Here is a 24,741-nt window from a genome sequence, read left to right as displayed (position 1 = left end):
GCGGCGCCCGGTCGGCGGTCACAGCCGGAACGATACCGTGCCCAACCAGGCCCGGCCGATGACATCGTCGAACAGCGGGTTATAGGCGATACCGGGGGAGCCGTAGTAGACGGGGGCGTGGTCGAACACGTTGTGCAGGTTGAGCGCGAAGGTCCAGCGCGGCACACCGCGATAGGCAAGGCCCGCATCCACGAGGATGAAGTCCGGCGTGGAACAGTGCACGGCGGTGCCGCCGTCCGTTTCGCAGCCCAGCGGGTCGATCGACGACTGCGCATTGCGATAGCGGCCCGTGTAACGCGCGTTGGCGGACACGGTCCAGTCGCCCGTGTGCAGCACGACCTCGGCCAGGCCGGTCCAGCGCGGTTGCGAGGCGTAGCCGGCACCCTGGGCGACGGGCGTGCCATCGAAGGTCTGCCGGTCCAGCTGCCACAGGTAGCTGCCCGTGACTTTCAGGTCCACGCCCCAGGCCGGTCGGTCGACCAGTCGGAACTCGCCGTCCACATCGAGGGTGCGGGCGCTGGTGTGACCCAGGTTCACCCATTGTTGCCGTAGCCCGGTCAGTTCACCGGACGCATCACGTCCGAAGGCTTGCGGGTACGCCTCCGGATGGGTGAGGGCGTACGACAACGGCAGGCTGTCGATCTCGTGGTCGCGGCGAAGTGCGAAATAGTCCAGCGCGAGGCTGGCCGCCGGCGACGGGGCCCATACCAGGCCGAGCGTGTGGCTGTGGGAGGTTTCCGGCCGCAGGTCCCGGTTACGTACCGTGGACATCGTCAGGTAGCAGGTGTTGGCGTCGGTGGTGGGCACCGCCAGCACCCGGCATGGCAGCAGGCTGTCCGGCACATCCAGCAGGAACCCGTTCGGGTAGCTGGGCGACGCACGGCTGAGGTCGAGGGTGGCGGGCGCACGGTAGCCGCGTGCCCATGTCGCGCGCGCCGTGAGTGTCCCGGTCACGTTCCAGCGTAGCGTCGCCTTGGGCGAAAACGCGTTGCCGTAGCCCTCGGACCGGTCGACCCGCCAGGCCAGGCCGGCTTCCAGCCGCGACGTCAGCGGTGCATTGGCTTCCGCATAAGCCGATGTGGTCCAGCGGCTGGCGGAGCGATCGCTCGGACTCACGAACTGGAACACCCGGCCGGAGGTCAGCAGCGCATCCGGTCGGTCGTCGAGGCGATCGCTGGCGACTTCCGCGCCGGCCGTGACCACGAGCGGGCCGCCCGCCAGAGTCGCCAGCGGGTGGGTCGTCTGGAAATGCAGGGCATCGCGCGCGCTGCTTGCATGGCGGTTCGCCGTGGGTGACAGGGTGGTGAGCAGCGACGGGGCGTTGCGTCGCTTCAGCTGGTAGCTGCCGTCGTCCAGCGCACGGGTGAGGCTGTCGGATGGCAATAATCCGCCCAGATAATCGTCATAACTACCACGTTGCCCGTCCACATCGACATGCCAGTCGCCGTCACCCCATGGCCCACGCAAGCCAGTGGTGAACACGTACGTGTCCGACGTGGTGACATCGCGCACGGGCCCCACGTCGTCGAAGCGATAGCCATAGAAAATGCGCGAGGCGTCATCCGGATTGTCCGATGTGCCGGCGGGAAGCACCACGTTGTACTTCAGCGGCGCGGTCTGCTGGCGCTGCTTCTGCGACGTCCAGCGAAGATCCGCATAGGCCTGCACCTCACCGATCGTCCGGTCCGCATGCAGGTACATCGCGTGGCTACGCATGCCGGTCTGCACCGTGGTCTGCGCGGACGATGCATCGACGCAGCGGCTATCGCCCGTCGGGATGGGTCCCGTGCAGTCGGCCGCCTGCGAGCGCAGCTGCGCTCCCTGCAGGTAGAAGTCGTCGGCCGCCTCGGGGCCGTTCGACGCCGTCGCCGCCTGCGCCGGGCGGCTCCATGCACGGTCGCGACCCAGCGTGGGTGCCCGGTCGAGGCTGTCCACCATCAGCAGGAGGTTGCCATGCTCGCCGAGGCGGCCGCCCAGGCTGGCCGAGACGCGACGCTGCAAGGCGTCACCGCGCGTGGAAAGACCCGTGGCCAGCGAGGCGCGCACGCCGTCCAGCTTCTTGCGCAGCACGATGTTGATGACGCCGGCCATGGCGTCGGAGCCGTAGATGGCCGAGGCGCCGTCGCGCAGGATGTCCACGTGATCCACCATGGCCAGCGGTATGCCGTTGAGGTCGGTGACCGTACCCAGATCGTCCTGCGCCAGTCCGTAACCTGCCAGCCGGTGCCCGTCCACCAGCACCAGCGTGGCGTACGAGCCCAGGCCACGCAGGTCCACGGACGACGCGCCGGTGGCGCCGGCCAGTCCGTTGTTCTGGAACAGCGCGACGTTGGACACGCCCACGCCCGCGTTCACCACGCGCAGACCGGGCTGCGCGCGAAGCAGGTCGTAGAGGGTTTCGTAGCCGCCGCGATCGATCTGCTCGCGGCTGATCACGGTGACGGGCGACGCCGTTTCCATCTCGGTGCGACGGATATGGGTGCCGGTGACCTCCACCGGTTCCAGCGGAACGGTGACGGGCGCCTTAGTGGGCCGCAGCGGCGCGGGTAGCGGATGGATACCGAGCGGACTGGCGCGCAGGACGAAGGCCCGTTCGCCCGCGGGCACCACGGCCAGGCCGGTACCGCGGAGCAGGCGATCCAAGGCGTCGCGATCGGTGGTGACGGCGGTGACGCCCGGGCTGTCCAGGGTATGCACCGTGTCGGCGGGATACAGCAACTCGATGCCGCTGTCGCGCGTGAACGCCTGTAGCACATCGTCCAGTTTGCCCGCGGCGATATGGAAAGCGCGCGGCGGGGACGATTCCCCGGCAACCGCGGAACACGGGGCAGCCGCCATGGTCACGACCAGGGCCATGCGGCAAAACGGACGTCCCCTGGGTCGCAACGGCATGCGTGTGGCATCCCCTCCGTGGACCCCGTATTCAGCGCGGGTCGCGCGAGGCTGTCAACCTCGGCGCGACCCGCGCTGTTTACGCATGCGGCTTTAGTTGGATTCGCTGAACTGGATCGCCGGCGACGAGCCGCCGGAGGCCGTGCAGGAACCGAGTGCCAGGTTGTTCTGCTCGAACGTCGTACCGGCACCCGACAGGCAGGTGGGCGCGCTGGTGCTACCGTCCGTCACGCCGACACGCACGTTCAACTTCGAGCCACGGTTGAACGACACCAGGGGCTGCGACGAATCGTTGCCGAAGATGTTGAACTCGGACTGCTTCCAGATCTTGCCGATGTTAAGCGTGGTGGCCGATTCGGACACCGTGTGGGCCGTGCCGTTGATGGTGAAGGTCACGCTGTCCTTGCCGCTCTGGTTGGCCGCACCGGTCAGCCGGATGCTGGCGAGGTTGGCAAGCGGCACGTAGCTCACCGACACGGCGTTGCTGTTCCTGTAGCAGGCGTCCTGGTCCGGGTAGGCGTTCCAGCCCGACGGGCAACCCTGGCTGTTGTATTCGGAATCGCTACCGGCGAAGAACCAGTTCTGGATGAACGCGACGGGGCCGTTGCCATCGTCGGTGGCATAGATGAACTGCTCCCAGGTCTGGCAGCTGCTGTAGCCGAACTGGCTGCAGGTGGTCGGGTTGCTGCCGATGTCGGTGTTGATCTGCAACGAATAGTTCTGCGAGCCGCCGCTGTTGACGCCGGTCACCGTCGGGAACGTACCCACCGCGGTTTTCGTGAAGCCGCTGGTCTTCGCGGCGTAGTCGTTGCCGTTGCCGGTGGTGAGGGTGCCGCTCGTCGCGGCCTGCGGGGTGACACGACCCTTGTGCGCCGCGACGGCCGCCTTCGTGGCAGCGGTCAGGATGGCGGCCGACATGAGCTTCGGCGGCGGCGCGCACTGTTCGGCCGTCCACGTGTTGCTGGGGAACGAGGCGCGGTAGCAGCCGGTGCTGGGCGCGCCCTGCGCGGTGAGGTTGTCGTGCCAGCCGGCGACGGCCTGGGCATGGGCCTGTGCGGCCATTTGGTCGGTAGCCGGCTGCGCGAACGCGGCAGCGCCGGGAAGGCCGGCAACGATGGCGGCCAGCAGCGCACGGCGGATGAACGGCGTCGCACAGAAGCGATTGCTCGAAAGCATGATGAGTCCTCACTAGCGAATAAAAGGTTGCCCTGGTCTTTCCCCTTCTCCTGAAACGGGAGCCGGAGGCGTCCACCCCGTGAACTGCGTCACACTTTCGTGCGTGCCAGGCAGCGCATGTCCTGCCCCGGAGGCGACTGGTAGCATCGGGGGCCTTCGAATCCGGAAACACGCCATGCTCCCCACTGTCGAGAAGGAAACCGGCCCGTCGCCCACCTGGACGGTCCTCTGGCTGCACGGGCTCGGCGCCGATGGCAACGACTTCGCGCCCATCGTGCCCGAGCTGGTCGATCCGTCCTGGCCCCCCATCCGCTTCGTCTTCCCGCACGCCCCGGTGCGCCCGGTCACGGTGAACAACGGCGTGCCGATGCGGGCGTGGTACGACATCAAGGGCGTGTCCATCGCGGATAAACAGGATGCCGAGGGCATCCATGCGTCGATCCACGAGGTGGATGCGCTGATCGCACGTGAGGTCGAGCGCGGGGTGCCGGCCGACCACATCATCCTTGCCGGTTTCTCGCAGGGCGGCGCCATGACCCTCTGCGCCGGCCTGCGCCACGGAGAGGCGCTGGCCGGCCTGCTCGTTCTGTCGGCCTACCTGCCCCTGGCGGATACGCTGGAAGCGGAACGCAGCGACGCGAACCGCTCCACGCCCCTTTTCTGGGGCCACGGTAGCGCCGACTCCGTCGTGCCGATGGCACTGGCCGAACACTCGCGACAGGCGCTCGAAGCACTGGGCCACCACGTGGAGTGGCACAGCTACCCCATGGCCCACCAGGTCAGCCTGCCGGAGATCGCGGACATTCGTGCCTGGCTGGGGCAGCGCTTCGTCGCCCGCTGAAGCCACGCGAGAGCGGCGGACCTTCCGGCATACTCCCGGCATGTCCGCCGCTTCCGACGACACCGCCCCGGTTCCGCGCCCGCCATCGGCGCCGCTGCCCGATTTCTGCAGCCTGCCGGTGCTGTTCGCGTTGCTGGTGGTCGGTGCGCTCACCGTCACGCTGATGTGGCTGGCGCCCGGCAGCCGGGGCGACCTCGGCGACTACGGCACGGCGGTGCTCTTCACCAGCTGGCTGGCGGTGCTGCTGACCGTGGCCCTGTGCAAGCTGACCCCCTGGATGCAACGGCTGCCCGGCCTGCTGCCGTATGCCGCCGTGTGGCTGCTGCTGGTGCTGCTCGTCGGCGTGAGCGCCGCGGTGATCGGCTGGGTGGACCACAGCATCCACACCGGCATGACCCCGGTCTCCCGCGTGCGCTTCGTCCGTGATGCCAGCATCGCCACCGGCCTGCTCGGGGCGGGGCTGCTTCGCTATTTCTACGTGGTGGCGCAGTGGCAGGTGCGCGTGGCCGCCGCCGCGCAGGCGCAGGTCGCCGCCTTGCAGGCGCGCATCCGGCCCCATTTCCTGTTCAACAGCATGAACGCGGTGGCCGCCCTGATCCGGGTCGATCCGGACGCCGCCGAGCGCACGGTGGAAAACCTGGCCGAACTGTTCCGCGCGGCGCTGGGCACCGATCACGAGTCCCTCGGTACGCTGGGCGAGGAGTGGATGCTGGTGGATCGCTACCTGGATATCGAAGCGCTGCGCCTGGGCGACCGCCTGCACGTCGAACGCGCCATCGATGTCCCGGTCGACCTGCCGCTGCCACGCCTGTTGCTGCAACCGCTGGTGGAAAATGCGGTCCGCCACGGTATCCAGCCCAGCCGCCATGGCGGGCGCATTCGCCTCGCCGGGCATCGCGTGCCCGGCGGGGTGGAAATCGTCATCGAAAACACGTTGCCCGGGTCGTCCGCCAACCCCGGCACGGGGCACGGGTTGCGCAATGTCCGCGAGCGGGTGGCCCACCATTTCGGACAACGCGCCAGCGTACGCACGGAACGCCATGACGACAGGTTCGTCGTCACGGTGTTCCTCCCGGAGCCCGGTCAGCGGTTGCTTCCCCGCCGCGCTAGTTGGACTCGCTGAACTGGATATTCGGTGACGTGCCGCCGGCGGCGGTGCACGGACCGAGGTTGAGGTTGTTCGTTTCCGCCGTCGTGCCGGCGTTGGCCAGGCAGGCCGGCGCGTTGGTGGTGCCGTCGACCACGTCAAGGCGCACGTTCACGTGGGATCCCGAGTTGAACGACACGGCGGGAGGCGTTCCCCCGATGACGTTGAACTCCGTCTCTTTCCAGATCTTGCCGATGTTGAGCGTGCTGGCGGGCTGGGACACGGCATGCACGGTGCCGTTGACGGTGAACGTCACCACGTCCTTGCCGTTCTGGTTGGCGGCGCCGGCCAGGCGTACGCTGCCGAGGCTGGAAAGGGGCACGTAGGCCAGCGCCACTTCCTTGCTGTTGCGATAGCACGCTTGCTGTTCCGCATAGGCACCCCAGCCATCCGGGCACCCCTTGCTCTTGTACTCCGATGCGCTGCCGACGTAGAACCAGTCCTGCATGTAGATGCCGATGCCGGTGGCGCTGCCGTCGTTGGTGTCGTAGATGAACTGCTGCCAGGTCTCGCAGGTGGAAAAGCCGTATTGCGTGCATGCACCCGGATTGCTTGCGGAGGTGGTGTTCATCTGCAAGGTGTAGGTCTGCGAGCCGCCGCTGTCGACACCGCTCACCGTCGGGAAACTGCCCACGGCGCTGCGCGTCAGGCCTGTGGTCTGTGCGGCATAGTCGACGCCGTTGCCTGCGTCCAGCGGTTGGACGGCCGCCTGCGTCACCTGCCCGGCCCGCGTGTCGCGTGTCGCCCTGTGACCCGACGGAAACATACGCTTCGGCGGCGGAGCGCACGCTTCGGCGGTCCATGCATAGCTGGGAAACGAGGCGCGATAGCAGCCGGTACTCGGCGGGCCTTGGGCGATCAGCGTGTCATGCCAGTGCGTCATGGCCTGTGCCCGGGCTTCGACGGCCACGGTATCGACGGGCGCCTGCGCCATGGCGGCGAAGGGGGAGCCGCTGACGATGGCGATCAACAGGGCCCGACGAACGGTCGGCGCAGCGTGGTGGTTCTTGCTCGAGATCATGGTGGTTCCTCAGGAAGTGGTATGGCGTGATGGCACCGGCCCTGCGCAGGCAGGAACGGTGACTGACCCTGTCGTTAGTTGGACTCGCTGAACTGGATGCCCGGAGACGCGCCGCCCGAAGCCGTGCAGCTACCCAGCGTGAGGTTGTTCTGCTCGAAGGTCGTACCGGCGTTCTGCAGGCAGCTCGGTGCGTTGGTGCTACCGTCGACGACGTTCAGGCGCACGTTCACCGTGGAGCCCGGATTGAACGTCACCAGCGGTTTGTCCCCGCCGTAACCGAAGACGTTGAACTCCGACTGTTTCCATATCCTGGCGATGTCGAGCGTGGTCGCCGGCTGCGAGGCCGTGAATGCCTTCCCGTTCACGGTCAGCGTGACGACATCCCTGCCGTTCTGGTTGGCGACACCGCTGAGGCGCATGCTGCCGAGGCTGGCGAGCGGGATGTAGCCGACGGCTATCGCATCGCTGTTGCGATAGCAGGCCTGGTCGTCCGTGTAGGGCGTCCAGTCCGCCGGGCAACCCTTGCTGGCGTACTCAGAGGCACTGCCTACGTACAGCCAGTCCTGGATATAGACCGAAGCGCCTTCGCCATCGCCGGTGTCGTAGAGGAACTGCTGCCAGGTACTGCACGATGAATAGCCGTACTGGGGACACGCTGCCGGATTGCTGCCCGTTGTCGTGTTGATCTGCAGCGTGTAGGGCTGCGTGCCGCCGCCGCTCACGCCCGTCACCGAGGGGAAGCTACCCACGGCGCTGCGGGTAAGACCGTTCGTCTGCGCGGCATAATCGTTGCCGTTGCCGGTGGTGGGTGCGACGGCTTGCAGGATGACCCGGCCCGTACGGGAGTCCACGACCTTATGGACGGGCGGCGACACGTGCTTCGGTGGCGGCGCGCACCGTTCAGGCGTCCATATGGCGCTGGGGAACGACGCGCTGTAGCAGCCCGCGTCAGGAGGACCCTGGACGGTAAGCGTGTCGTGCCAGCGGGCGGACGCCTGGGCCTGGGCCTGCGCCGGGATGGAAGGCGTGCCCGCTTGCGCTTGCACTGTCGCCGCGGCGACAGCAAGCACGCCGACGACGGCCAGCGATACGGCACGACAGGCCGATCGCGTGGAAGGACTACGCTTGCTCGATATCATGGTGAATCCTCGGATAGGTAGCGTGATGTGTCCCCTCTCCAGGAGAACAACGCGGGCCGGGCCTGCCCACACCGTGACCCGCGTCTCACTCCCGCACCTGCCTGCCGATCACGTGCGTCGCCGGCGACGCTGATAGCATCGACGCTTTCCACCCGGAGCCCGGTGCATGCGCGTCCTGATCGCCGATGACGAGCCGCTGGCCCGTGCGCGCCTGAGGGTGTTGCTGGCGGCGCGTGGCGAGGTCGAGATCGTCGGCGAGTCCGCCGACGGCGATGCCACGCTCGACGCCTGCCTGGCGCTGCGGCCCGACGTGGTGCTGCTGGACGTGGAGATGCCCGGCCTGTCCGGCACGGCCGTGGCCCGGCAGCTGGCGGCCATGGCCAACCGGCCTCAGGTGATCTTCTGTACCGCCTACGAACAGCACGCCGTGAGCGCCTTCGATCTCGGCGCCACCGACTACCTGCTCAAGCCGGTGCGCGCCGAGCGACTGGGCGACGCGCTGGACCGCGCCGCCGCGCGCCGCCCCCAGGCATCGCCACCCACGCGCGGGGCCTGGCTACGCGCACGCAGCGGCAACGATGAAGTACGGGTAGCACTGGGCGATGTGCTGTACCTGCTTGCCGACGACAAATACGTCGAGGTGCACCACGCGACGGGCATGTGGCTGATCGACGAGTCGCTGCGCCAGCTGGAGATCGCGCACCCCGACCGCCTGGTCCGCCTGCATCGCAACTGCCTGGTGCCGCGCACGCGCCTGCTGGGCCTGAAGTCGCTGGCCGACGGGCGCGTGCTGGCGCGTCTGGCGGGCACGGAGGTGACCCCGGAAGTCAGCCGGCGCAACCTGCCCGCCGTGCGCCAGTTGCTGCGAGCCGACGACGGCTGAGCATCCGGCGTGACACCCCGTCGCGCTGCACGCGACGGCGGTTTGCGGGACAATCACCGTTTCGCCCGAGCCGCCGCCAGGACCCCATGACCCCACCGCTTCGTATCGCCACGCGCAAGAGCGCTCTGGCCCTGTGGCAGGCCGAACACGTGGCCGGCCTCCTGCGTCAGGCGCACCCGGGACTCGTGGTGGAGCTGGTGCCGCTGTCCACGCGCGGCGACGAGATCCTCGACCGCTCGCTGGCCACCATCGGCGGCAAGGGCCTGTTCCTCAAGGAGCTGGAAGTGGCGATGCAGGACGGCCGCGCGGACATCGCGGTGCATTCGCTCAAGGACGTGCCGGCTGCGCTGGAGCCGGGTTTCGAGTTGTCGGCCATCCTGCCGCGCGCGGATGCGGCCGACGCCTTCATCAGCAACCACTACGCGACGCTGGCCGACCTGCCCAACGGCGCGCGCGTGGGCACCTCGTCGCTGCGCCGGCAGGCCCAGCTGCGCGCGGTACGGGGCGACCTGCAACTGCTCGACCTTCGCGGCAACGTCAACACGCGGCTGGCGAAACTGGACGAAGGCCACTACGACGCGATCATCCTGGCCTGCGCGGGCGTGGAGCGCCTGGGTATGGCCCATCGCATCACCACGCGGCTGGCCAGCCCCGACTGGCTGCCCGCACCCGGGCAGGGCGCCATCGCCGTGGAATCGCGCCTGGGCGATGCACGGGTGGCCGGACTGCTGGGCGCCCTGACCGACCCCGACACCTTGCTGGCGGTGAACGCCGAGCGCGCCATGAACGAACGCCTGGGTGGCAGCTGTGCCGTCGCCATCGGCGCGTGGTGCGTCGTGGCCGAGTACGGCCTGACCCTGCATGGGATGGTGGGCGACGCGTTGACCGGCGAACTGCTGCACGCCCAGGCCGACAGCACCACCGACGATCCCGTGACCCTGGGTCACCAGGTGGCCGCCATGCTGCTCGACCAGGGCGCTGCCGCCCTGCTTCAGCCGCAGCGGTAGGAGCGCGGCAGGCCGCGCTCCGGCGCCGTCAGAAGTTGTAGACGAGGTTGGTCGTGGTCAGCTTGTCGGTGCTGACCGTGCCGGGCAGCGTGTCGCTGTTGTAGCGGATCTGGTAACCGATCTTCAGCGCCAGCTTCTTGGTCATGCTGACCGAGAGGCCGATGTCGTTCTGGTAGTACTGGTTCTTCGAGCCCGCTTCCACCAGCAGCGTGTCTTCCACCGCCGTGTTGTCGGTAATGCGGTACTTGGCGTTGATCAGGCTGCGGCCGACCACTTCGCTTTCGGCATCGGGCTTGTAGGTTTCTTCCAGGGGCACGACGCCGCCGGGCTCGAAAGCCGGCGTGCCGTCGGGGTTGGTGGCCTGCCGGGTGGTCTTCGCGGGCTGGTAGCGCTTGAAACCGGGACCGATTTCGAAGGAGAGCTCCGCACGCTCGTTCTTCAGGGCGATGTAGCCGTAGCCCACCGAGATGATGCCCTGCCACAGGTTGGCGCCGAAATCGTCGTGCTCGTAGCGGGCGGCCGTGACCACGTAGCTGCGCGGGTCGAACTTGTAGCCCACCGAGGCGCCGGTGTCGTAGCGGTTGGCGGTGGTGCTGAATTTGTCGATGGGGTTGCCCTGCTGGTCGTCCACCGTGACCTCACCCTTGGAGCGCAGGCCGTTGAGGTAGAAGTTGTTCTTCCACAGCTCGTTTTCCTGGTTGAAACCGAGCTTGGCATTGGCGTTTTCCGACCGCGAGTTGCCGCGCGAGGACGCGAAGCCGAATTCGCCGGAGCCGGTCCAGCCGCCGTTCTTCGAGGCGTCGGCATTCTGGTCCGGCGTCGAGGTGGGGTTGGCAGTGGCGTCCTGGGCCGACGCGGCGAGCGGCAGCGCGGCAAGGACGAGCGTGGCGAGAAGGAGTTGTTTCATCGTCGACCCGTAGATGGAATGGAAAACCGAAGGAACCGCGGCCGTCTGGATGGCCAGGCCGGGTGGAACGCGCCTCGCTGCGAGGTCAGTCGTTCACCCAGTAAACATAGGCCCGACCGTACAGCCGCTGTTCGAGACATTGACCGATAACGCAGCTTAACGCGGCCAGACCCGCCGCGACGGGCAACAGGTGTCCGGCCGGGTGCGATACCAGCAACACGCACGGCAACCCCACGGACAGCGCCGCCACGGCGAAGCGCCAGGCCAGCAGGGAGACCGCGGTGCGCCCGGTTTCAAGGCGGTGCACGGCACCGCGCTCCTCCGCCAGTTGCCGCAGCGCGCGCCAGCGCATGCCCTCTACGACACCCAGCGCCAGCGCCACGGCAAGCAGGGCGAGTCGCCAGGGGTTGAGCGGATTGATCGGCATCTCGGTCTGCAGGGCCACGCACAACCAGAACCAAAGCCCGCCGGCGAACAGGGCGGAGACGGTACGACCCAGCGGCAGTGCGTTGGCCACCGAGGCCACAGACGGCGGCAGGTGACGCGACACACCGCGGGCCGTGTAGACCAGGGTGGCCAGGCTGCAGAGCATGAGGGCCGCACCAGCGAGGCGGGTGGCCCAGAAGTCGTTGCCGCCCCGGGCCAGGCCGGCCAGCGCCAGCATGGGCAGGTAGTTGGCCATCGCCACCATGCCCTCGGGCGTGGGCATCATCCGCTTCACCGGATTCCAGCCGTGCCACTCGGGGGCGAAGGGCAGGCGCAGGCAGGTGGACACCAGGCCCAGGCTGACCAGCACCAGGCCGATCGACAGCGGCACCAGGACCTCGCCGCGGCCGTCGGGGTACAGACCCAGCGCCAGGGCGGTGCCGAGCACCATCCACAGGCCATAGCCCGCCGCCGTGCAGGCCTGGATCACCACCACGGGGGTGGAGAACAGGCTGCGCGCGGGCGTGGTTTCGTCATGCCGGCCCAGAGGGTCCAGCGCGACGGCGGCGTCGTTGGGTTCCGCCATGGTCGAAAAAGGCCTTCGGCGAATCGCAAAGGCACATTTTTGCGCCTTATCGTCCCGGGCGCAAACCCACGGTCGCGCGGTGGGCGAGACTCCCTTGCGGACGGCGCCGGGCGCCGCCATGCTTGGCCCGCGTAGATACAGGCGTCACGCCTGCGCGGACACACTTCCCCACGCTCCTCCTGCCGGCGACACCCATGGACCGCTACGAGCGCATTCTTACCCTGCACCGCCTGCTGAAGTCCGCGCATTACCCGGTGCCCCTGTCCCGGTTGATGGACGAACTGGAGTGCTCGCGCGCCACGCTCTATCGAGATGTGGCCTTCCTGCGCGATGCCCTGGGTGCCCCGGTGCAAAGCGTCGCCGGCGACCAGGCCTCCTTCCGTTACGAGGCGGACGAAGGCGATTCCTTCGAACTACCCGGCCTGTGGCTGACCAGCGACGAGCTGGCGGCGCTGATGGCGTTGAACGAGTTGATCGGCCGTTCCGATCCGGGCGTACTCGCCGGTGCGCTCGCCCCGTTCAAGGCCCGCATCGAGCGCCTGCTGTCCGACCACGGCAGCGGCAAGGCACTGCCGGTGGATCGCATCCGGGTGATCTCCTGGGGCGCGCGCACGATGGACCAGCAGGTGTTCCGGATCGTCGCCGGCGCCACGCTGGAGCGGCGCCAGGTCAGCTTCCGCTACCGCGCGCGCACCACCAATTCCGACACCAAGCGGACCGTCTCGCCTCAGCGCCTCACCCATTACCGCGACAACTGGTACCTGGACGTGTGGGACCACGACCGCGAGGCCCTGCGCAGCTTCGCCGTGGATCGCATCGCCGAGCCGCAGGCGCTGGATGCCCCGGCCAGGGATGTGGAAGACGCCGAGCTCAACGACCTGCTCGCCTCCAGCTACGGCATCTTCGCCGGCAAGCCCAAGGCCTGGGCTACCATCCGTTTCTCCTCGCACGCCGCGCGCTGGGTGGCCGACGAACACTGGCACTCCCAGCAGAAGGGCGAGTGGCTGGGCGATGGCCGCTACGAGCTCAAGGTGCCTTACTCCAACTCGCGCGAGTTGCTGATGGACGTGCTGAAGTACGGCCCCGACGCTGAAATCGTCGCGCCGCTGCCACTGCGCGAGGAAATGAAGATCCTGCTGCAACTGGCGCTGTCCGGTTACCAGAACGGTTCGAACCACTCCCACTGAGCGCGCGCGGTCCATGAGCGATTTCGATATTGCCGAGACCGGCGCACTGCCCGCCACGCTCGCTGAACCGCGCAAGCCGCGCGTCGCCCTGGCCCTGGGGGCGGGGGCGGCCAAGGGACTCGCCCACATCGGCGCCATCGAGGTCCTTGAGCAACGGGGTTTCGAGATCGTCGCCATCGCCGGCACGTCGATGGGCGCGCTGATCGGCGGCATCTACGGCATGGGCAAGCTGGATATCTACCGCGACTGGGTCTCCACCCTGGCGCGTTTCGACGTGCTGCGCCTGGTCGACTGGAGCTTTTCCGGCGGTGGTTTCATCAAGGGCGACCGGATCATGGCCGCGCTGCGCGAACTGATCGGCGAGGTCAACATCGAGGAACTGCCGATCGCCTATACGGCCGTGGCCACGGACATCGACCGTGAGCGCGAGGTCTGGCTGACCCGGGGGCCACTGTTCGACGCGATCCGTGCCTCTATCGCCATCCCCACCCTGTTCCGTCCCTATACCCACGAAGGCCGGCGCCTGGTGGACGGCGCGCTGCTCAACCCGCTGCCGGTGCTGCCGCTGATGCGTGAGGACGTCGATTACGTCATCGCGGTGAGCGTGGACGGCGCGGCCGAGATGCAGCAGCCGCCGGAGAAGAACGTGACGGCCGGGGCCGACGACGGTTACAGCGCGCGGCTGGGCCGACTGTTCGGTCGCCGTGGAATGCCGGTCGGCGAAGGCAAGCCCAAGCTCAAGGACCCCGGTGCCTTCGACCTGATGACCCAGTCGATGGACCTGATGCAGGCCAACCTGTCGCGCCTGCGGCTGGCCGCTTATCCGCCCGACCTGCTGATCGAGATACCGCGCAACGTCTCCACGGTGTACGAGTTCTACCGCGCCCGCGAACTGATCGAACTGGGCCGCCTACGCACCCAACAGATGCTGGACACCTGGCAACCCCGCCAGATCCAAAAAAACCTGCACGCTGTGCGCGATCCCTCTGCGTAGGTACCGGTGCCTGTAGGAGCGCACGATGTGCGCGATCCGTCTACGCAGGTAAGGCGAGGGAAGCCAAGCGCCCCCAAAGCAAAGGCGTTTCCGCCCCCCCATCCTCGGCTCTTTTTCCACCCTCGAAACCGCCGTTTCTCTTACACACACGACCACGTTCTTTTTTTACGTTCGGCTGCGTCTGCAGCGTTGCCGTGAAGGAGGGCGCTTCGTTGGGGTCACGGAAACGCCTTTGCCTTTGGGGGCGCATGGCTTCTTTCGTCGATGCATAGGCAGAGGCATCGCGCACAACGTGCGCTCCTACACCTCTTGTGTGCGGGTGACTTTGGCGCGGCGCATGAGCCAGGCCACGCCGCGGAGGTCGGCCAGGCCGACCCAGAGGCGGTCCAGCATGCCGTACTTCGAGGTGCCGGCGGTGCGCGGGCGGTGGCCCACGGGCACGCTCTGGCTGGCGAAGCCGGCACGCTTGACCAGCGCCGGCAGGTAGCGGTGCATGTGGTCGAAGTAGGGCAGGCGCATGAAGGTCTCGCGTTCGAACAGCTTCAGGCCGCAGCCGGTATCGGGCGTGCTGTCCTGGAGCATGCGCGAGCGCACCGCGTTGGCCACCTTCGACGAGATGCGCTTGTTGAAGCTGTCGCGGCGGGTGACGCGCCAGCCGGCGAACAGTTTGAGTTCCGGGCCGGCGCCCGCGCGCGCGTCCAGCAGCTTGGGGATATCGGCCGGATCGTTCTGGCCGTCGCCGTCCAGCGTGGCGACCCAAGGTGCGCGCGCGGCACGGACGCCGTTCCATACCGCGGTGCTCTGACCGCTGCGGGTCAGGTGGCGGATGATCCGCAGCTCCGGGTACTGCGCACGCGCGGCGGTGAGCACGGCGACGCTGTCGTCGGTGCTGTCGTCGTCGACGTAGATGATCTCGAAGTCGACCCGGCCGCGCAGCGCCGAAGCGATCTCGGCGAGGAGGGGCGGGATGTTGTCGCGCTCGTTGAAGACGGGCACGACCACGGCGAGGTCGGTCATCGCGTTTCCGTGGGCTGGTGGATTCGGGCCGGCATTATCGCGCAACGGGCGCCGCATGGGGCCGCGAGGGCGGCCGTTCGTTCAGATCTGTCCGACGACCGGGGCGACCGGCCCCTCGATAGCTTGCTGCCAGCCGCGTGCCACCGCGTCCATGGTGCCGCGGCTGGCGCCCTGCGCCATCACGATCAGCGTGCCGCCGGCCAGGGCGATCTGCCGACCGTCCCAGCCGTCGCGATGGAACTCCTCCGGGGAACCCGTCTTCATCGCGGGCATATAGAGGGCGACGACGGGCTCGTCGTTCATCCGGGTGACCAGGTGCACGGCCGGATACGGGCCCACCGTGCAGTCGTGCACGTAGGTGACGCCGGCGGGTGCCGGCCCCCTGAGCCGCGTGGCGCGCCCCACGAAGCCGGCTTCGACCTGGGCATCGGTGATCGGCCGGGTCATCGCCAGCGCATCCATCTCACCCGGCATGTGCGCGACCGCCAGGGCGGGCAACGAGTGGGCATCCGTATACCGCCATAGCAGGCCCACGCCACCGAAGGCGATCAGCACGGAGGCGGCCATGGCCATCCAGGCACGGCGATGGCCCACCTGACGGCGCCGCTCCTGCGTGGCCTGGGCGAGCAGGATGCGGTCGGCCAGGCCGTCGGGCACGGAGATCGCGGACAACGCGGTTTCCATGTCGTCCTCGAAGCGCTGCGCGCGCTGCCAGAACGGCGCGCAGCCCTCCTGGCAGGCATCCCTGTGCGCCAGCAGGGCGGCATCGCGCGAGCGCGGCTCGGCGGTGATCCGGCGGCGGAACTCGAGGCAGTTCATGCGCGGCCTCCGTCGGCGGCGGCGCGTCCACCCAGCATCGCCTTGAGCCGCTGGCGCGCGCGGAACAGCTGGGTCATAACAGCACCAGGCTGCTGGTGGGTCGCCTCGGCGATTTCCTCGCAGCTCATGCCGCCCAGCACCTGCATGGCCAGGGGTTCACGGTATTTCTCGGGCAGTTTCAGCATGGCGTCGCGGACCTGGGCGGCATCGCCACTGCGTTCGGGGCTGGCGAAGGCGGCGTCCTCGGCGACGCTGTCGTCGAGCTCCACCGTGTCGAAACGTTTGCGCTCGTAAAGCCGGGCATGCTCGCGGCGCAGGATGGTGATCAGCCACGGCTTGGCGGACTCGGCATCGCGCAAGGCGTCGAGGTTTTTCCACGCGCGCAGGAAGGTCTCCTGGACCAGATCCTGGGCGACGGTTTCAGAGCGCGACAGCCAGAAGGCGAACCGGTAAAGGTCGGCCGACAGGGCGCGCACCATGGCTTCGTACTGGCGCTGCTTCGGGTTCACGTCCTTATGGACCGGCGGCATGCGTACTTCCTTTCAGCAGTCCGCTCAGCGGACCTTGCTCAGGATGCCGTCCAGCTCGTCCAGGCTGTGGTAGTGGATCACCAGCTTGCCCTTGCCACCGCGCCCGTGAGCCAGTTCCACCCGCGTGGCGAAGCGCTCGGCCAGCTCACGCTCCAGGTTGGCGATGTTCGGATCAGCCGCGCCGCCCGCCTTGGCCTTGCCCTTGGGCGCCAGCTGGGCCCGGCGTGCGGCTTCCTCCAGCTCGCGCACGGTCCACCCGCGACGGGCGGCTTCCAGCGCCAGCGGTTCGGCGACGGTGGCCGGCAGGGTGAGCAAAGCACGGGCATGGCCCATTTCCAGCTTGCCCTCGTCCAGCAGCTGCTTGATCGATTCGGGAAGCTCGGTCAGACGCAGCAGGTTGGACACGGCGGCGCGCGAGCGGCCCACGGCATCGGCGGCCTGCTGGTGGGTGAGGTCGAATTCGTCGATCAGCCGCTGCAGCGCCTGGGCTTCCTCCAGCGGGGTCAGTTCCTGGCGCTGGATGTTCTCGATCAGCGCCATGGCCAGCACGGACTGCTCGGGCACGTCCTTGACCAGCGCGGGAATCTCGCTCATGGAGGCGCGCTGGGCCGCGCGCCAGCGCCGCTCACCCGCGATCAACTCATAGCTGTTCTTGCCGATGGCGCGGACGACCACCGGCTGGATCAGGCCCTGGGCCTTGATCGAGGCGGCCAGTTCGTCCAGGGCTTCATCGTTCCAGTGCCTGCGCGGCTGGTACTTGCCGGCCTGGATCTGCTGGATGGGCAGAAGGCGCAGCTCGCCTTCCTGCTCGATCACGGAGGGCGCGGCGTCCGGACCGCCACCGCCACCGAGCAGGGCATCCAGGCCACGGCCCAGACCTCGTTTCTTAGATGCTGCCATGGGTCGTCCTCAAGAAGTGGTCGTGGCGGCATCGGGCGCCGCTTCGTCGCCCGGCTCCACGGCCGTGTCGCCACTCGCGGCAGCGGCGCGGGCCCGGTCGCGGCGGATGATCTCGCCGGCCAGGCCGATATACGCGATGGCGCCACGCGAGCCGCGATCGTACAGGTGGATCGGCTGGCCGTGGCTGGGCGCCTCGGCCAGGCGCACGTTGCGCGGGATGATCGAGCGCAGCACCTGGTCGCCGAAATGCTGGGTGAGCTGTGCCGAGACCTCGTTGCCGAGGTTGTTGCGCACGTCGTACATGGTGCGCAGCAGGCCTTCGACCTCCAGTTGAGGGTTGAGGCGCTGGCGTACCGCAGAGATGGTATCGAGCAGGCTCGACAGCCCTTCCAGCGCGAAATATTCGCACTGCACCGGGATCAGCACGCCATCGGCGGCCGTCAACGCGTTGAGCGTGAGGAGGTGCAGGGACGGCGGGCAGTCGATGATGATGCTGTCGTAGCGGTCGGCCACCTTGGCCAGCTGATCCTTCAGGCGGTGCTCGCGCGCCATGCCGTCCATCAGCTTCAGCTCGGCGGCGGTGAGGTCGCCATTGCCCGGCAACAGGTCGAACGCCGCCTCGGTACGGACCAGCACGTCGGCGATGGGCGCCTCGTCGAGCAACACTTCGCAGCCGTTGGGCTTGGTGTTGTACTTGTCCACGCCCGAAGCCATGGTCGCGTTGCCCTGCGGGTCCAGGTCGACGAGCAGCACCTTGCGCTTCGCGGCGGCCAGGGCCGCGGCGAGATTGACGGAAGTGGTGGTCTTGCCAACGCCGCCCTTCTGGTTGGCGACTGCGATAATGCGGGCCATGGGCTGTCGTTTGCTGCCGTGCGCGGAAAGGGCGTTAGCGTAGCATCGACGGGCGGTTCGCCCTAGGTGACGTCAGCCGCGTCGTATAACGACCAGATGCCGCTCGCCCTCGACATCGGGCACGCTCAAGGCATGGATGGCTTCCACCGTGAATCCGGCCGGCACGCCGGCCAGTTCGTCCCCCGGGTGCTTGCCCTTCATCGCCAGCCATACGCCGCCGGGCGCCAGCAGGTGGCCGCCCCAGCCGAGCATGTCGGCCAGGCTGGCGAAGGCGCGTGCCGTGATGCATTCGAAGCTCCCTTCCACCTCCTCGACACGGCTCTGCAGGGCACGACCGTTGCCGAGCTTCAGCGAGCGGATCGCTTCGCGGAGGAAGCGGACCTTCTTGCCGTTGGAGTCCACCATCAGCACCTCGCGCGCCGGCTCGGCGATGGCCAGCGGAATGCCTGGCAGCCCCGGCCCGGTGCCCAGATCGGCCAGCGTGCGACCCTGGACGAAGGGGACCACGGCCAGCGAGTCGAGCAGATGCCGCGTCACCATCTCGTCCGCGTCGCGCACGGCGGTGAGGTTATAGGCCGTGTTCCAGCGTTCGAGCAGTTCCCGATAGTCCAGCAGGCGGCCGACCGCGTCGTCGGGCAGCGCAATGCCCAGGGCGGCGATGCCGCGTTCGAGTCGGGATTGCAGGGCTTCGCGGGTGGTCATGCGGCACCGGGACGTCGGGAAACCGCAAGTATGGAAGGCATGGCGCTTGCCCGCCAGCGTTCTCAAGGCAGCGCCGTCCGGCTTATCATCCCCCTCCATACGACAGGGAGCGACGATGAAGCGCACAGGGAAACCATGGGGCGGCAAGCGTGTGTCCGTCGTCTACGACGATGCCGTCTCACGACTTTCCTGGGAGCAGTTCGAGCATCTCGTTGCCGCGTGGTATGCCGCCCAGGGCTACACGGTCGACCATCGGGGTACCGCGGCACGCGGCCACACCGATGGCGGGGTGGATCTGGTGGTCCGGCGCAACGGCAGGCGACTCCTGGTCCAGTGCAAGCATGCGAAGGCTTACCAGGTGCCCTACAACCCGGTCATGCAGCTGGCCGCCTTGATCAAGGGCGATTCGGACGACCCGGCCGATGGCGCCGTCTTCGTTACCAGCGGTGAGTTCACCCCGGAGGCGGTCCGAAAAGCGTCCCGGTTTCCCGAGTTGAGCCTGATCGACGGAGCATCACTTCGCCGCATGCTCGGCGCGGTGCCTGCCGAGCCCGCTTCTGCCTTGATCGCTCCTGCCGCAACCGCTCCCATAGCGCTGCCAGGCGAGCTCGCGCAGATGGCCCCGTCGGGCGGCGTGCCAGCCCGCGGCCCGCGTACGCCCGCGCCCGGGGGCCCGCAGCGTGTCACCGTTGGGCAGCGCACACGTCTGCCGGTGGCCACGCGCAAAACGAGTCCGGGACTGCCGCGATTGGCCGCCGTCGGATGTCTACTGACGGGCGTGGCGGCACTGGGTTTCCTGGGAATCCGCTGGCGCGACCAGGGTACCGATGGATCCGGGGCCGCCGGTATGTCATCCGCATCGACCGCACCGGGGCCGTCCGCAGTGCCGGCGGCACCAGGGCAGGGGGGACCGGCATCCGATGACGCGGTCGGGCCGAGGCACGACGCGGGCGGGAGGCGCCGCAACCACGACGCCATCGCCGCCAGGCATCGACCCGTCGCCCCACGTGCGACGCAAGCGCCGGCCGCTCAGGGCCCCACGTCCGACCGCGCATCTACGGCTATCGCATCCGCGGTGGCCGACGGCAAAACGGCGAACATCGCCACGGACGCTGCCACGAGATATCCTGTGATTTACCGGTCCGGCAACATGAGCGACGCGGAGTTCGCCGCGTGGAAACAGCGACGGGCAGGGCGCGAGGGTGGCACCGATGACGGCGAGGCCTCGCCGGCCGAGCCGGCGGATGCCGTGCATGCATCGCGCGGGGAGGTGTCGCCCGAGGCGATGAAGGTCATCCTGCGGACCAACCGGCCCTGATCGTGGATCAGGCGGCGTCGAGTTCCACGCGGGTCACCAACATGCCGCGCGAGCGCAGCGAGCCGTTGACGGCATGCTTGAGTTGGGTGCCGAAGGCCCGGCGGTCGACCTGGTGCGCCGTGGAGGAATCACGCAGCGCGGCCACCACATTGCTGCGGATCAGCTCAGGGGCATCGTCGATCACTTCGTCGGCGGCTTCCGGCTCCAGGACCTGCCAATAGACCGTGCCGCCCTCGAAACGCAGCACCTGGCCGCCGAGGTCGATCTTATGCGAGACGCGATCGATCATCGGCAGGACCACATGCGTACCGGCGGTGAGCAGCGAGGGCGAGCGGCCCAGGCGACGCACGCTGTAGACCTGACCCTCGGGAATACGCCTGACCGAAGCCGCTGCGAAAGCGAAGGCAATCAGGGTCGTGGCGATGAGGGTCGTGGTCAACATGATATCTACATCAATCGTTTATCGGCTTTTCCTGTCGCATCGCGTAAGCACATGGGCCAGGGCGATGATCGGTAGGGTGTTAATTCTAATTTAACGGGTTGGGTTAACGCTAGTTTCACCAAACACCCATGTTCAGTTAGCGGACGGTTTGGTTAAAACTTGAGCAGTGGTCGAAACGTGACCAGTGGGTCGGCATCGGTGGACGGGCGAGGTCGCGCCCGTCGACACCGCTTTGAGATGTTTCCTACGGGCAGGCGCCCGGCGGATTGATCGCCCCGTACGGGACGGCGCGGTAATCGCCAGTCGCGTTGACCGCTCACTCCCAAATGATAATAATTATCAATCAGTAACTTGCCCGGTGTCCGCTTCATGAATCTCCTCGGTTGCCTGGCGGCGCTGCTCGCCATGGCCTTCGCCTATCTGTGCTCGCGCAACCAGCGCCTGCTGACCCGTCCCCTCGGCCGGGCCGCCCGCGTGGCCGGATGGGCATTCGCCGCCCTGGCGCTCATGGCCTGGATCGGCTCGGAGACCTCGTTGCCGGGCGTCTTCTCCGCCTTGACCGCGCTCATGCTTGGCGCGGTGGCGTGGCCGTACATCACCTGGATGCTGCGCCCGGCCGCTCCCCGGAAGCCGCGCTGATGCTCGCCAAGACATTCGCCGGCATCCTGCTGGGCCTGACACTGTCGATGGCAGTCATCGCCCTGGTCATCTGGGTATGGCCTGGCTCCAGCGAAGCGGTGACGCTGCCCGTGATGATGGCTTTCTTCCCGCTGTGGATCGGGATCATGGCCGCCACCTATCTGTTCCGCAGCGGCCGACATGCCTGGGGCTGGCTGGCGATCGCCAACCTTGTCGCCTTCGGCGCGCTGTGGGCGGCCAAGCACACGTTGCCGGGGCTCTGAGACGATGAAAGCCAACACGCTCCGCACCTTTACCCTCGTGCACACCTGGACTGGCCTGCTGGCGGGCTTCGCACTGTTCATCGCGTTCTACGCGGGCGCGCTGACCATGTTCCACGACGAGATCGACACCTGGGCCATGCCCCGTGCCGAGATGGCCCGCGCGGACACCATGGACCGGGCCCACCGCATGCTGGACGACATCGTCGCGAAACACCCGGCGGCACGCGCAAGCATCGGCGTCACCTATCCAGCGGACCATCCGTCGCACGAGGTGGCCGCTTACTGGATGGAGAAGGACGGCAGCTGGCATACGCAATCGCTGGACGACAGCGTCGCGCGCGACGCCGAAGACCACGAGCACGGCCTGGCCGACTTCATCTACGAGCTGCATTACGACCTGGGTATCCCGAAGATCGGCATCTACCTGATGGGCGTGGTCAGCGTCATCTACGGCCTGGCCCTGCTCACGGGCGTGCTGATCCACCTGCCCAACCTGGTTCGCGAGCTGTTCGCCTTGCGCCCCGGGCACAACCTGAAGCGGCTCTGGCAGGACGCACACAACGTCATCGGCATCCTCAGCCTGCCCTTCCACATCATCTTCGCCATCACCGGGGCGCTTTTGTGCCTCACCCTGGTGATGCTGGTGGCCTTCAACACCGTGGCCTTCGACGGCAAGCTGATGGGCGCATTCGAGCGCATGACCAGCGCGCTGCCCGAGACCCGGGACGGCGGTGGCAGCGCCGTCATGCTGACCCCTGCCGAACTCGGCGCGCGCGCCCGCCAGGCGGCCCTGGCGGCCGGCGCCGCGGATTTCGAGCCCGACTACATGCGCTACGTGCATTACGGGCACGCGGGTGCGGCCGCCGAGGTGCGTGGCACGTCCACAAAAACGCTGGGCGAGTACGGCATGGTGTCGTTGGATGCTGTGGACGGAAGGGTGCTGAAGGTCCAGGTCAGCGGCGCACGCGATGCCAATCACGCGACCTATGCCGCCATCTTCGGCCTGCACTTCGGCACGTTCGGTTCACTGTCGCTGCGCTGGCTGTATTTCCTGCTCGGACTGGCCGGTGCCTTCCTCTTCTATTCCGGCAACCTGCTGTACATCGAGACCCGCCGCAAGCGGCGCCAGGCCGACCAGCCGTTGAAGGTGCGCGCCATGGCGACCGCCACGGTCGGGGTGTGCATCGGCGCGTGCTTCGCGATTTCCTGCACCTTCCTCGGCAACCTGCTCGGGTCCGCGGCGGGCGCCGAGGGCACGGACATCGTCCAGCCCGTGTGCTTCGGGACGTTCGCGCTGGCGCTCCTGTGGACGTTCTGGCGCCGGCCCGCCAGGGCGGCGGTCGAGTTGCTGGCGGCTACCGCAGCCGTCAGCATCGCGGTGGGCGCACTGGACATGGTGCTCCACGGGGAGCGGCTGCTGCGCACACTGGCCGAGGGACGCTATGCCGTGCTCGGCCTGGACATCGTCTCTATCGCCATGGGCGTGGGCTTCGCCTGGCTCGCTCTGGCGACCCGTCAGCGCGCGGTAAAGGGTGATCCTTGCAGCGTGTGGGCGTCGACGTAACGCGCGTTACTAAACTCGACAGTTATTAACAATCGCCGTGCTCGGCCGGCATCCCCATGTTGCAACGCCGCAATGCCTTGCGTACCAGTCAAGCGCTTGTCTTGACGGGATTTTCTGACCACCTTCACATAGTGGTATTGCTAACGTAATCGTTTCCTGTCGCACCGCAGCAAGCAGTTGATTTCTCAGGCTTTACAAGGTGCTATGAAAACGTTTACGTTCCGCGCCGTCAGCCCCTCAAGGGGCAGGGGTAGAGGGTAGGAACGACGTGAGTGTGACGATCAAAGACGTCGCGAGGATGGCCAACGTATCGGTGGCATCGGTTTCGCGCGCGCTCAATGGACACAGTGGCGTCACGGCGGAAACGCAAAAACGTATCCGTGACGTGGCTGCTCGCCTGCGCTATGTCCCGCATAGCGGTGCCCGCAGCCTGATCACCCGGCGCACGCAGACCATCGGTGCCCTGCTGCCCGACCTGCACGGCGCGTTCTGGTCCGAACTGATCCGTGGCATCGACCTGGCCGCGCGCGCCCGTGGCCTCTACCTGCTGGTGTCCAGTTCCCACGGCGACGCCACCGAGGCGGCCATCGCCCTGCGCTCCATGCAGGGCCGCGTGGACGGCCTGCTGGTGATGTCGCCGCATGCGGACGAGGCGTTCCTGGAAGAAAACCTGCCCGTCGTGGTCCCCACCGTTCTCATCAACAGCCATGTCCGCTCCCAGCGGCAGGCCTCGCTGGACGTGGACGACTTCGGCGGCGCGAAGGCGATGGTCGAGCACCTGCTCGGCCTGGGCCGGAAGCGCATCGTGTTCATCGCCGGCCCGGAGGTGAACCACGACGTGCAGGAGCGCTGCCGTGGTTACCGCACCGCGCTGGCTGCGGCAGGCCTGGGCGACCGGGCCGCCATCCTGCCGGGCGACTTCACCGAGGAATCCGGCTACCGCGCCGGCAAGCAGGCGCTGGCCATGGTGCCGCGCCCGGATGCGATCTTCGCCGCCAACGACATGATGGCCATCGGCTGCCTGTCCGCCCTGGCCGAAGCGCGGGTGCGCACGCCCGAGGACATCGCCGTGGCCGGCTTCGACGATATCCCCATGGCGCGTTACGTCTCACCGCCGCTGACCACCGTGCGCATCCGCATCGCCGAGTTGGGCGAAGCGGCGCTGGCACGCCTCGCCGGCATGATCGAAGCACCCGACGATGCCACGCCCGAGCCGCGTGTCGTCGGTACCGAACTGGTCGTCCGTGCCTCCTGCGGCGGTAACGACACGCTAAGACGAAGGGCCTGACCGGCCCATCGCTACACGGCTTGCCGGGTCGTGGCTGGATGTATCAGGACGGCGACACAGCAGGACTCACAGCACGATTGCCGGTCCGCCTTGCGGCACCGGCGCCTTACACGGGGGCAGAACGCTCTCAACGAAGAAAAGTGGCACGCCCACCGCGTCACGACATCAACGTCGACCACCGTGAAGGGCGCCCGGCTGGGC

General features: G+C 67.8%; 24 protein-coding genes. 11 read left to right on the top strand and 13 right to left on the bottom strand.

Translation table 11 applies throughout. The features are described from left to right. Positions 1–18 precede the first annotated feature (18 nt). Positions 19–2,856 (bottom strand): TonB-dependent receptor, encoded by a 2,838-nt coding sequence (locus FA89_RS05030; RefSeq protein WP_036138808.1) that lies wholly within the window; start codon positions 2,854–2,856, stop codon positions 19–21. Between the two features lie 129 nt (positions 2,857–2,985). Continuing rightward, positions 2,986–4,068, bottom strand: a complete 1,083-nt coding sequence (locus FA89_RS05025; RefSeq protein WP_185754229.1) for a hypothetical protein — start codon at positions 4,066–4,068, stop codon at positions 2,986–2,988. A gap of 175 nt (positions 4,069–4,243) precedes the next feature. Here FA89_RS05025 and FA89_RS05020 point away from each other — a divergent pair, with 175 nt between their 5' ends. Both FA89_RS05020 and FA89_RS05015 read left to right on the top strand, forming a co-directional pair. After that, a complete protein-coding gene (locus tag FA89_RS05020; protein ID WP_036138804.1) occupies positions 4,244–4,909 on the top strand; it encodes an alpha/beta hydrolase in 666 nt (221 codons plus the stop codon). A 40-nt stretch (positions 4,910–4,949) separates the two neighbouring features. Next, on the top strand, positions 4,950–6,032 hold the full coding sequence (locus FA89_RS05015; protein ID WP_036138802.1) for a sensor histidine kinase: 1,083 nt from the start codon (positions 4,950–4,952) through the stop codon (positions 6,030–6,032). Here FA89_RS05015 and FA89_RS05010 read toward each other — a convergent pair. After that, complete coding sequence (locus FA89_RS05010; protein WP_051938546.1) at positions 6,016–7,077, bottom strand: hypothetical protein; 1,062 nt, start codon at positions 7,075–7,077, stop codon at positions 6,016–6,018. The genes FA89_RS05015 and FA89_RS05010 overlap by 17 nt on opposite strands. A 74-nt stretch (positions 7,078–7,151) precedes the next feature. Continuing rightward, the gene (locus tag FA89_RS05005) at positions 7,152–8,216 is read right to left on the bottom strand and encodes a hypothetical protein (RefSeq protein WP_185754228.1); all 1,065 of its coding nucleotides are present in this window, start codon (positions 8,214–8,216) and stop codon (positions 7,152–7,154) included. Between the two features lie 166 nt (positions 8,217–8,382). On the opposite strand from FA89_RS05005, the gene FA89_RS05000 reads away from it, so the two are divergent. Further along, positions 8,383–9,099, top strand: a complete 717-nt coding sequence (locus FA89_RS05000) for a LytR/AlgR family response regulator transcription factor (protein ID WP_036138800.1) — start codon at positions 8,383–8,385, stop codon at positions 9,097–9,099. Positions 9,100–9,185: 86 nt separating this feature from the next. Beyond that, the gene (gene hemC, locus FA89_RS04995; protein WP_036138797.1) at positions 9,186–10,106 is read left to right on the top strand and encodes a hydroxymethylbilane synthase; all 921 of its coding nucleotides are present in this window, start codon (positions 9,186–9,188) and stop codon (positions 10,104–10,106) included. 28 nt (positions 10,107–10,134) lie between these two features. On the opposite strand, the gene FA89_RS04990 is transcribed toward hemC, so the two are convergent. Both FA89_RS04990 and FA89_RS04985 read right to left on the bottom strand, forming a co-directional pair. Next, on the bottom strand, positions 10,135–11,013 hold the full coding sequence (locus FA89_RS04990) for a DUF481 domain-containing protein (RefSeq protein WP_036138796.1): 879 nt from the start codon (positions 11,011–11,013) through the stop codon (positions 10,135–10,137). A gap of 85 nt (positions 11,014–11,098) precedes the next feature. Then, complete coding sequence (locus tag FA89_RS04985) at positions 11,099–12,025, bottom strand: hypothetical protein (protein WP_051938545.1); 927 nt, start codon at positions 12,023–12,025, stop codon at positions 11,099–11,101. Positions 12,026–12,219: 194 nt separating this feature from the next. On the opposite strand from FA89_RS04985, the gene FA89_RS04980 reads away from it, so the two are divergent. Together FA89_RS04980 and FA89_RS04975 are read left to right on the top strand one after the other, a co-directional pair. After that, positions 12,220–13,212 carry a helix-turn-helix transcriptional regulator gene (locus tag FA89_RS04980; protein ID WP_036138794.1) on the top strand — a complete coding sequence of 331 codons (993 nt, stop codon included), beginning with the start codon at positions 12,220–12,222 and terminating at the stop codon, positions 13,210–13,212. Positions 13,213–13,225: 13 nt separating this feature from the next. Then, positions 13,226–14,206, top strand: a complete 981-nt coding sequence (locus FA89_RS04975) for a patatin-like phospholipase family protein (protein WP_051938544.1) — start codon at positions 13,226–13,228, stop codon at positions 14,204–14,206. A 300-nt stretch (positions 14,207–14,506) separates the two neighbouring features. Here the strand turns inward: FA89_RS04975 and FA89_RS04970 are convergent, their stop codons facing one another. From FA89_RS04970 to rsmG, 6 genes are all read right to left on the bottom strand, one after another. Continuing rightward, on the bottom strand, positions 14,507–15,223 hold the full coding sequence (locus FA89_RS04970) for a glycosyltransferase (protein ID WP_036138793.1): 717 nt from the start codon (positions 15,221–15,223) through the stop codon (positions 14,507–14,509). Positions 15,224–15,304: 81 nt separating this feature from the next. After that, entirely contained in the window at positions 15,305–16,042 is a 738-nt protein-coding gene (locus tag FA89_RS19100; RefSeq protein ID WP_051938543.1) for a DUF3379 family protein, read from the bottom strand. Continuing rightward, a complete protein-coding gene (locus FA89_RS04960; protein WP_036138792.1) occupies positions 16,039–16,572 on the bottom strand; it encodes a sigma-70 family RNA polymerase sigma factor in 534 nt (177 codons plus the stop codon). Before FA89_RS04960 ends, FA89_RS19100 begins: the two co-directional genes overlap by 4 nt. Before the next feature lie 24 nt (positions 16,573–16,596). Next, positions 16,597–17,472 (bottom strand): ParB/RepB/Spo0J family partition protein, encoded by an 876-nt coding sequence (locus tag FA89_RS04955; protein ID WP_036138791.1) that lies wholly within the window; start codon positions 17,470–17,472, stop codon positions 16,597–16,599. A gap of 9 nt (positions 17,473–17,481) precedes the next feature. After that, positions 17,482–18,324, bottom strand: coding sequence for a ParA family protein (locus FA89_RS04950; protein ID WP_036138789.1), 843 nt, complete (start codon positions 18,322–18,324; stop codon positions 17,482–17,484). Positions 18,325–18,396: 72 nt separating this feature from the next. After that, positions 18,397–19,026: a 16S rRNA (guanine(527)-N(7))-methyltransferase RsmG gene (gene rsmG / locus FA89_RS04945; RefSeq protein WP_036138786.1), complete on the bottom strand. Its 630-nt coding sequence runs from the start codon at positions 19,024–19,026 to the stop codon at positions 18,397–18,399. 115 nt (positions 19,027–19,141) lie between these two features. Between rsmG and FA89_RS19095 the strand changes: the two genes are divergently transcribed. Further along, positions 19,142–20,344 (top strand): restriction endonuclease, encoded by a 1,203-nt coding sequence (locus FA89_RS19095; RefSeq protein WP_051938542.1) that lies wholly within the window; start codon positions 19,142–19,144, stop codon positions 20,342–20,344. Between the two features lie 7 nt (positions 20,345–20,351). On the opposite strand, the gene FA89_RS04935 is transcribed toward FA89_RS19095, so the two are convergent. Next, a complete protein-coding gene (locus tag FA89_RS04935; RefSeq protein WP_051938541.1) occupies positions 20,352–20,786 on the bottom strand; it encodes an SPFH domain-containing protein in 435 nt (144 codons plus the stop codon). Positions 20,787–21,155: 369 nt separating this feature from the next. Here FA89_RS04935 and FA89_RS04930 point away from each other — a divergent pair, with 369 nt between their 5' ends. The 4 genes from FA89_RS04930 (at position 21,156) to FA89_RS04915 (ending at position 24,540) form a co-directional block, all read left to right on the top strand. Beyond that, the gene (locus tag FA89_RS04930; protein WP_036138783.1) at positions 21,156–21,425 is read left to right on the top strand and encodes a hypothetical protein; all 270 of its coding nucleotides are present in this window, start codon (positions 21,156–21,158) and stop codon (positions 21,423–21,425) included. Further along, positions 21,425–21,688, top strand: coding sequence for a hypothetical protein (locus tag FA89_RS04925; RefSeq protein WP_036138780.1), 264 nt, complete (start codon positions 21,425–21,427; stop codon positions 21,686–21,688). The genes FA89_RS04930 and FA89_RS04925 overlap by 1 nt, the downstream gene beginning before the upstream one ends. A 4-nt stretch (positions 21,689–21,692) precedes the next feature. Then, positions 21,693–23,252 carry a PepSY-associated TM helix domain-containing protein gene (locus FA89_RS04920; RefSeq protein WP_036138779.1) on the top strand — a complete coding sequence of 520 codons (1,560 nt, stop codon included), beginning with the start codon at positions 21,693–21,695 and terminating at the stop codon, positions 23,250–23,252. A gap of 268 nt (positions 23,253–23,520) precedes the next feature. Further along, a complete protein-coding gene (locus FA89_RS04915) occupies positions 23,521–24,540 on the top strand; it encodes a LacI family DNA-binding transcriptional regulator (RefSeq protein ID WP_036138777.1) in 1,020 nt (339 codons plus the stop codon). Positions 24,541–24,741 lie beyond the last annotated feature (201 nt).

The sequence above is a fragment of the Luteibacter sp. 9135 genome, assembly GCF_000745005.1.
In the GTDB taxonomy this organism is placed as follows: domain Bacteria; phylum Pseudomonadota; class Gammaproteobacteria; order Xanthomonadales; family Rhodanobacteraceae; genus Luteibacter.
Note: the sequence above shows the minus strand (reverse complement) of the source record. Positions and strands in the feature narration are given on the sequence as shown.

What these genes read in the sequence shown, in the direction of transcription:
- FA89_RS05030 (WP_036138808.1), bottom strand. Translation starts at nt 2,856, where the DNA reads ATGGCCCTGGTCGTGACCATGGCGGCTGCCCCGTGTTCCGCGGTTGCC.
- FA89_RS05025 (WP_185754229.1), bottom strand. Translation starts at nt 4,068, where the DNA reads ATGCTTTCGAGCAATCGCTTCTGTGCGACGCCGTTCATCCGCCGTGCG.
- FA89_RS05020 (WP_036138804.1), top strand. Translation starts at nt 4,244, where the DNA reads ATGCTCCCCACTGTCGAGAAGGAAACCGGCCCGTCGCCCACCTGGACG.
- FA89_RS05015 (WP_036138802.1), top strand. Translation starts at nt 4,950, where the DNA reads ATGTCCGCCGCTTCCGACGACACCGCCCCGGTTCCGCGCCCGCCATCG.
- FA89_RS05010 (WP_051938546.1), bottom strand. Translation starts at nt 7,077, where the DNA reads ATGATCTCGAGCAAGAACCACCACGCTGCGCCGACCGTTCGTCGGGCC.
- FA89_RS05005 (WP_185754228.1), bottom strand. Translation starts at nt 8,216, where the DNA reads ATGATATCGAGCAAGCGTAGTCCTTCCACGCGATCGGCCTGTCGTGCC.
- FA89_RS05000 (WP_036138800.1), top strand. Translation starts at nt 8,383, where the DNA reads ATGCGCGTCCTGATCGCCGATGACGAGCCGCTGGCCCGTGCGCGCCTG.
- hemC (WP_036138797.1), top strand. Translation starts at nt 9,186, where the DNA reads ATGACCCCACCGCTTCGTATCGCCACGCGCAAGAGCGCTCTGGCCCTG.
- FA89_RS04990 (WP_036138796.1), bottom strand. Translation starts at nt 11,013, where the DNA reads ATGAAACAACTCCTTCTCGCCACGCTCGTCCTTGCCGCGCTGCCGCTC.
- FA89_RS04985 (WP_051938545.1), bottom strand. Translation starts at nt 12,025, where the DNA reads ATGGCGGAACCCAACGACGCCGCCGTCGCGCTGGACCCTCTGGGCCGG.
- FA89_RS04980 (WP_036138794.1), top strand. Translation starts at nt 12,220, where the DNA reads ATGGACCGCTACGAGCGCATTCTTACCCTGCACCGCCTGCTGAAGTCC.
- FA89_RS04975 (WP_051938544.1), top strand. Translation starts at nt 13,226, where the DNA reads ATGAGCGATTTCGATATTGCCGAGACCGGCGCACTGCCCGCCACGCTC.
- FA89_RS04970 (WP_036138793.1), bottom strand. Translation starts at nt 15,223, where the DNA reads ATGACCGACCTCGCCGTGGTCGTGCCCGTCTTCAACGAGCGCGACAAC.
- FA89_RS19100 (WP_051938543.1), bottom strand. Translation starts at nt 16,042, where the DNA reads ATGAACTGCCTCGAGTTCCGCCGCCGGATCACCGCCGAGCCGCGCTCG.
- FA89_RS04960 (WP_036138792.1), bottom strand. Translation starts at nt 16,572, where the DNA reads ATGCCGCCGGTCCATAAGGACGTGAACCCGAAGCAGCGCCAGTACGAA.
- FA89_RS04955 (WP_036138791.1), bottom strand. Translation starts at nt 17,472, where the DNA reads ATGGCAGCATCTAAGAAACGAGGTCTGGGCCGTGGCCTGGATGCCCTG.
- FA89_RS04950 (WP_036138789.1), bottom strand. Translation starts at nt 18,324, where the DNA reads ATGGCCCGCATTATCGCAGTCGCCAACCAGAAGGGCGGCGTTGGCAAG.
- rsmG (WP_036138786.1), bottom strand. Translation starts at nt 19,026, where the DNA reads ATGACCACCCGCGAAGCCCTGCAATCCCGACTCGAACGCGGCATCGCC.
- FA89_RS19095 (WP_051938542.1), top strand. Translation starts at nt 19,142, where the DNA reads ATGAAGCGCACAGGGAAACCATGGGGCGGCAAGCGTGTGTCCGTCGTC.
- FA89_RS04935 (WP_051938541.1), bottom strand. Translation starts at nt 20,786, where the DNA reads ATGTTGACCACGACCCTCATCGCCACGACCCTGATTGCCTTCGCTTTC.
- FA89_RS04930 (WP_036138783.1), top strand. Translation starts at nt 21,156, where the DNA reads ATGAATCTCCTCGGTTGCCTGGCGGCGCTGCTCGCCATGGCCTTCGCC.
- FA89_RS04925 (WP_036138780.1), top strand. Translation starts at nt 21,425, where the DNA reads ATGCTCGCCAAGACATTCGCCGGCATCCTGCTGGGCCTGACACTGTCG.
- FA89_RS04920 (WP_036138779.1), top strand. Translation starts at nt 21,693, where the DNA reads ATGAAAGCCAACACGCTCCGCACCTTTACCCTCGTGCACACCTGGACT.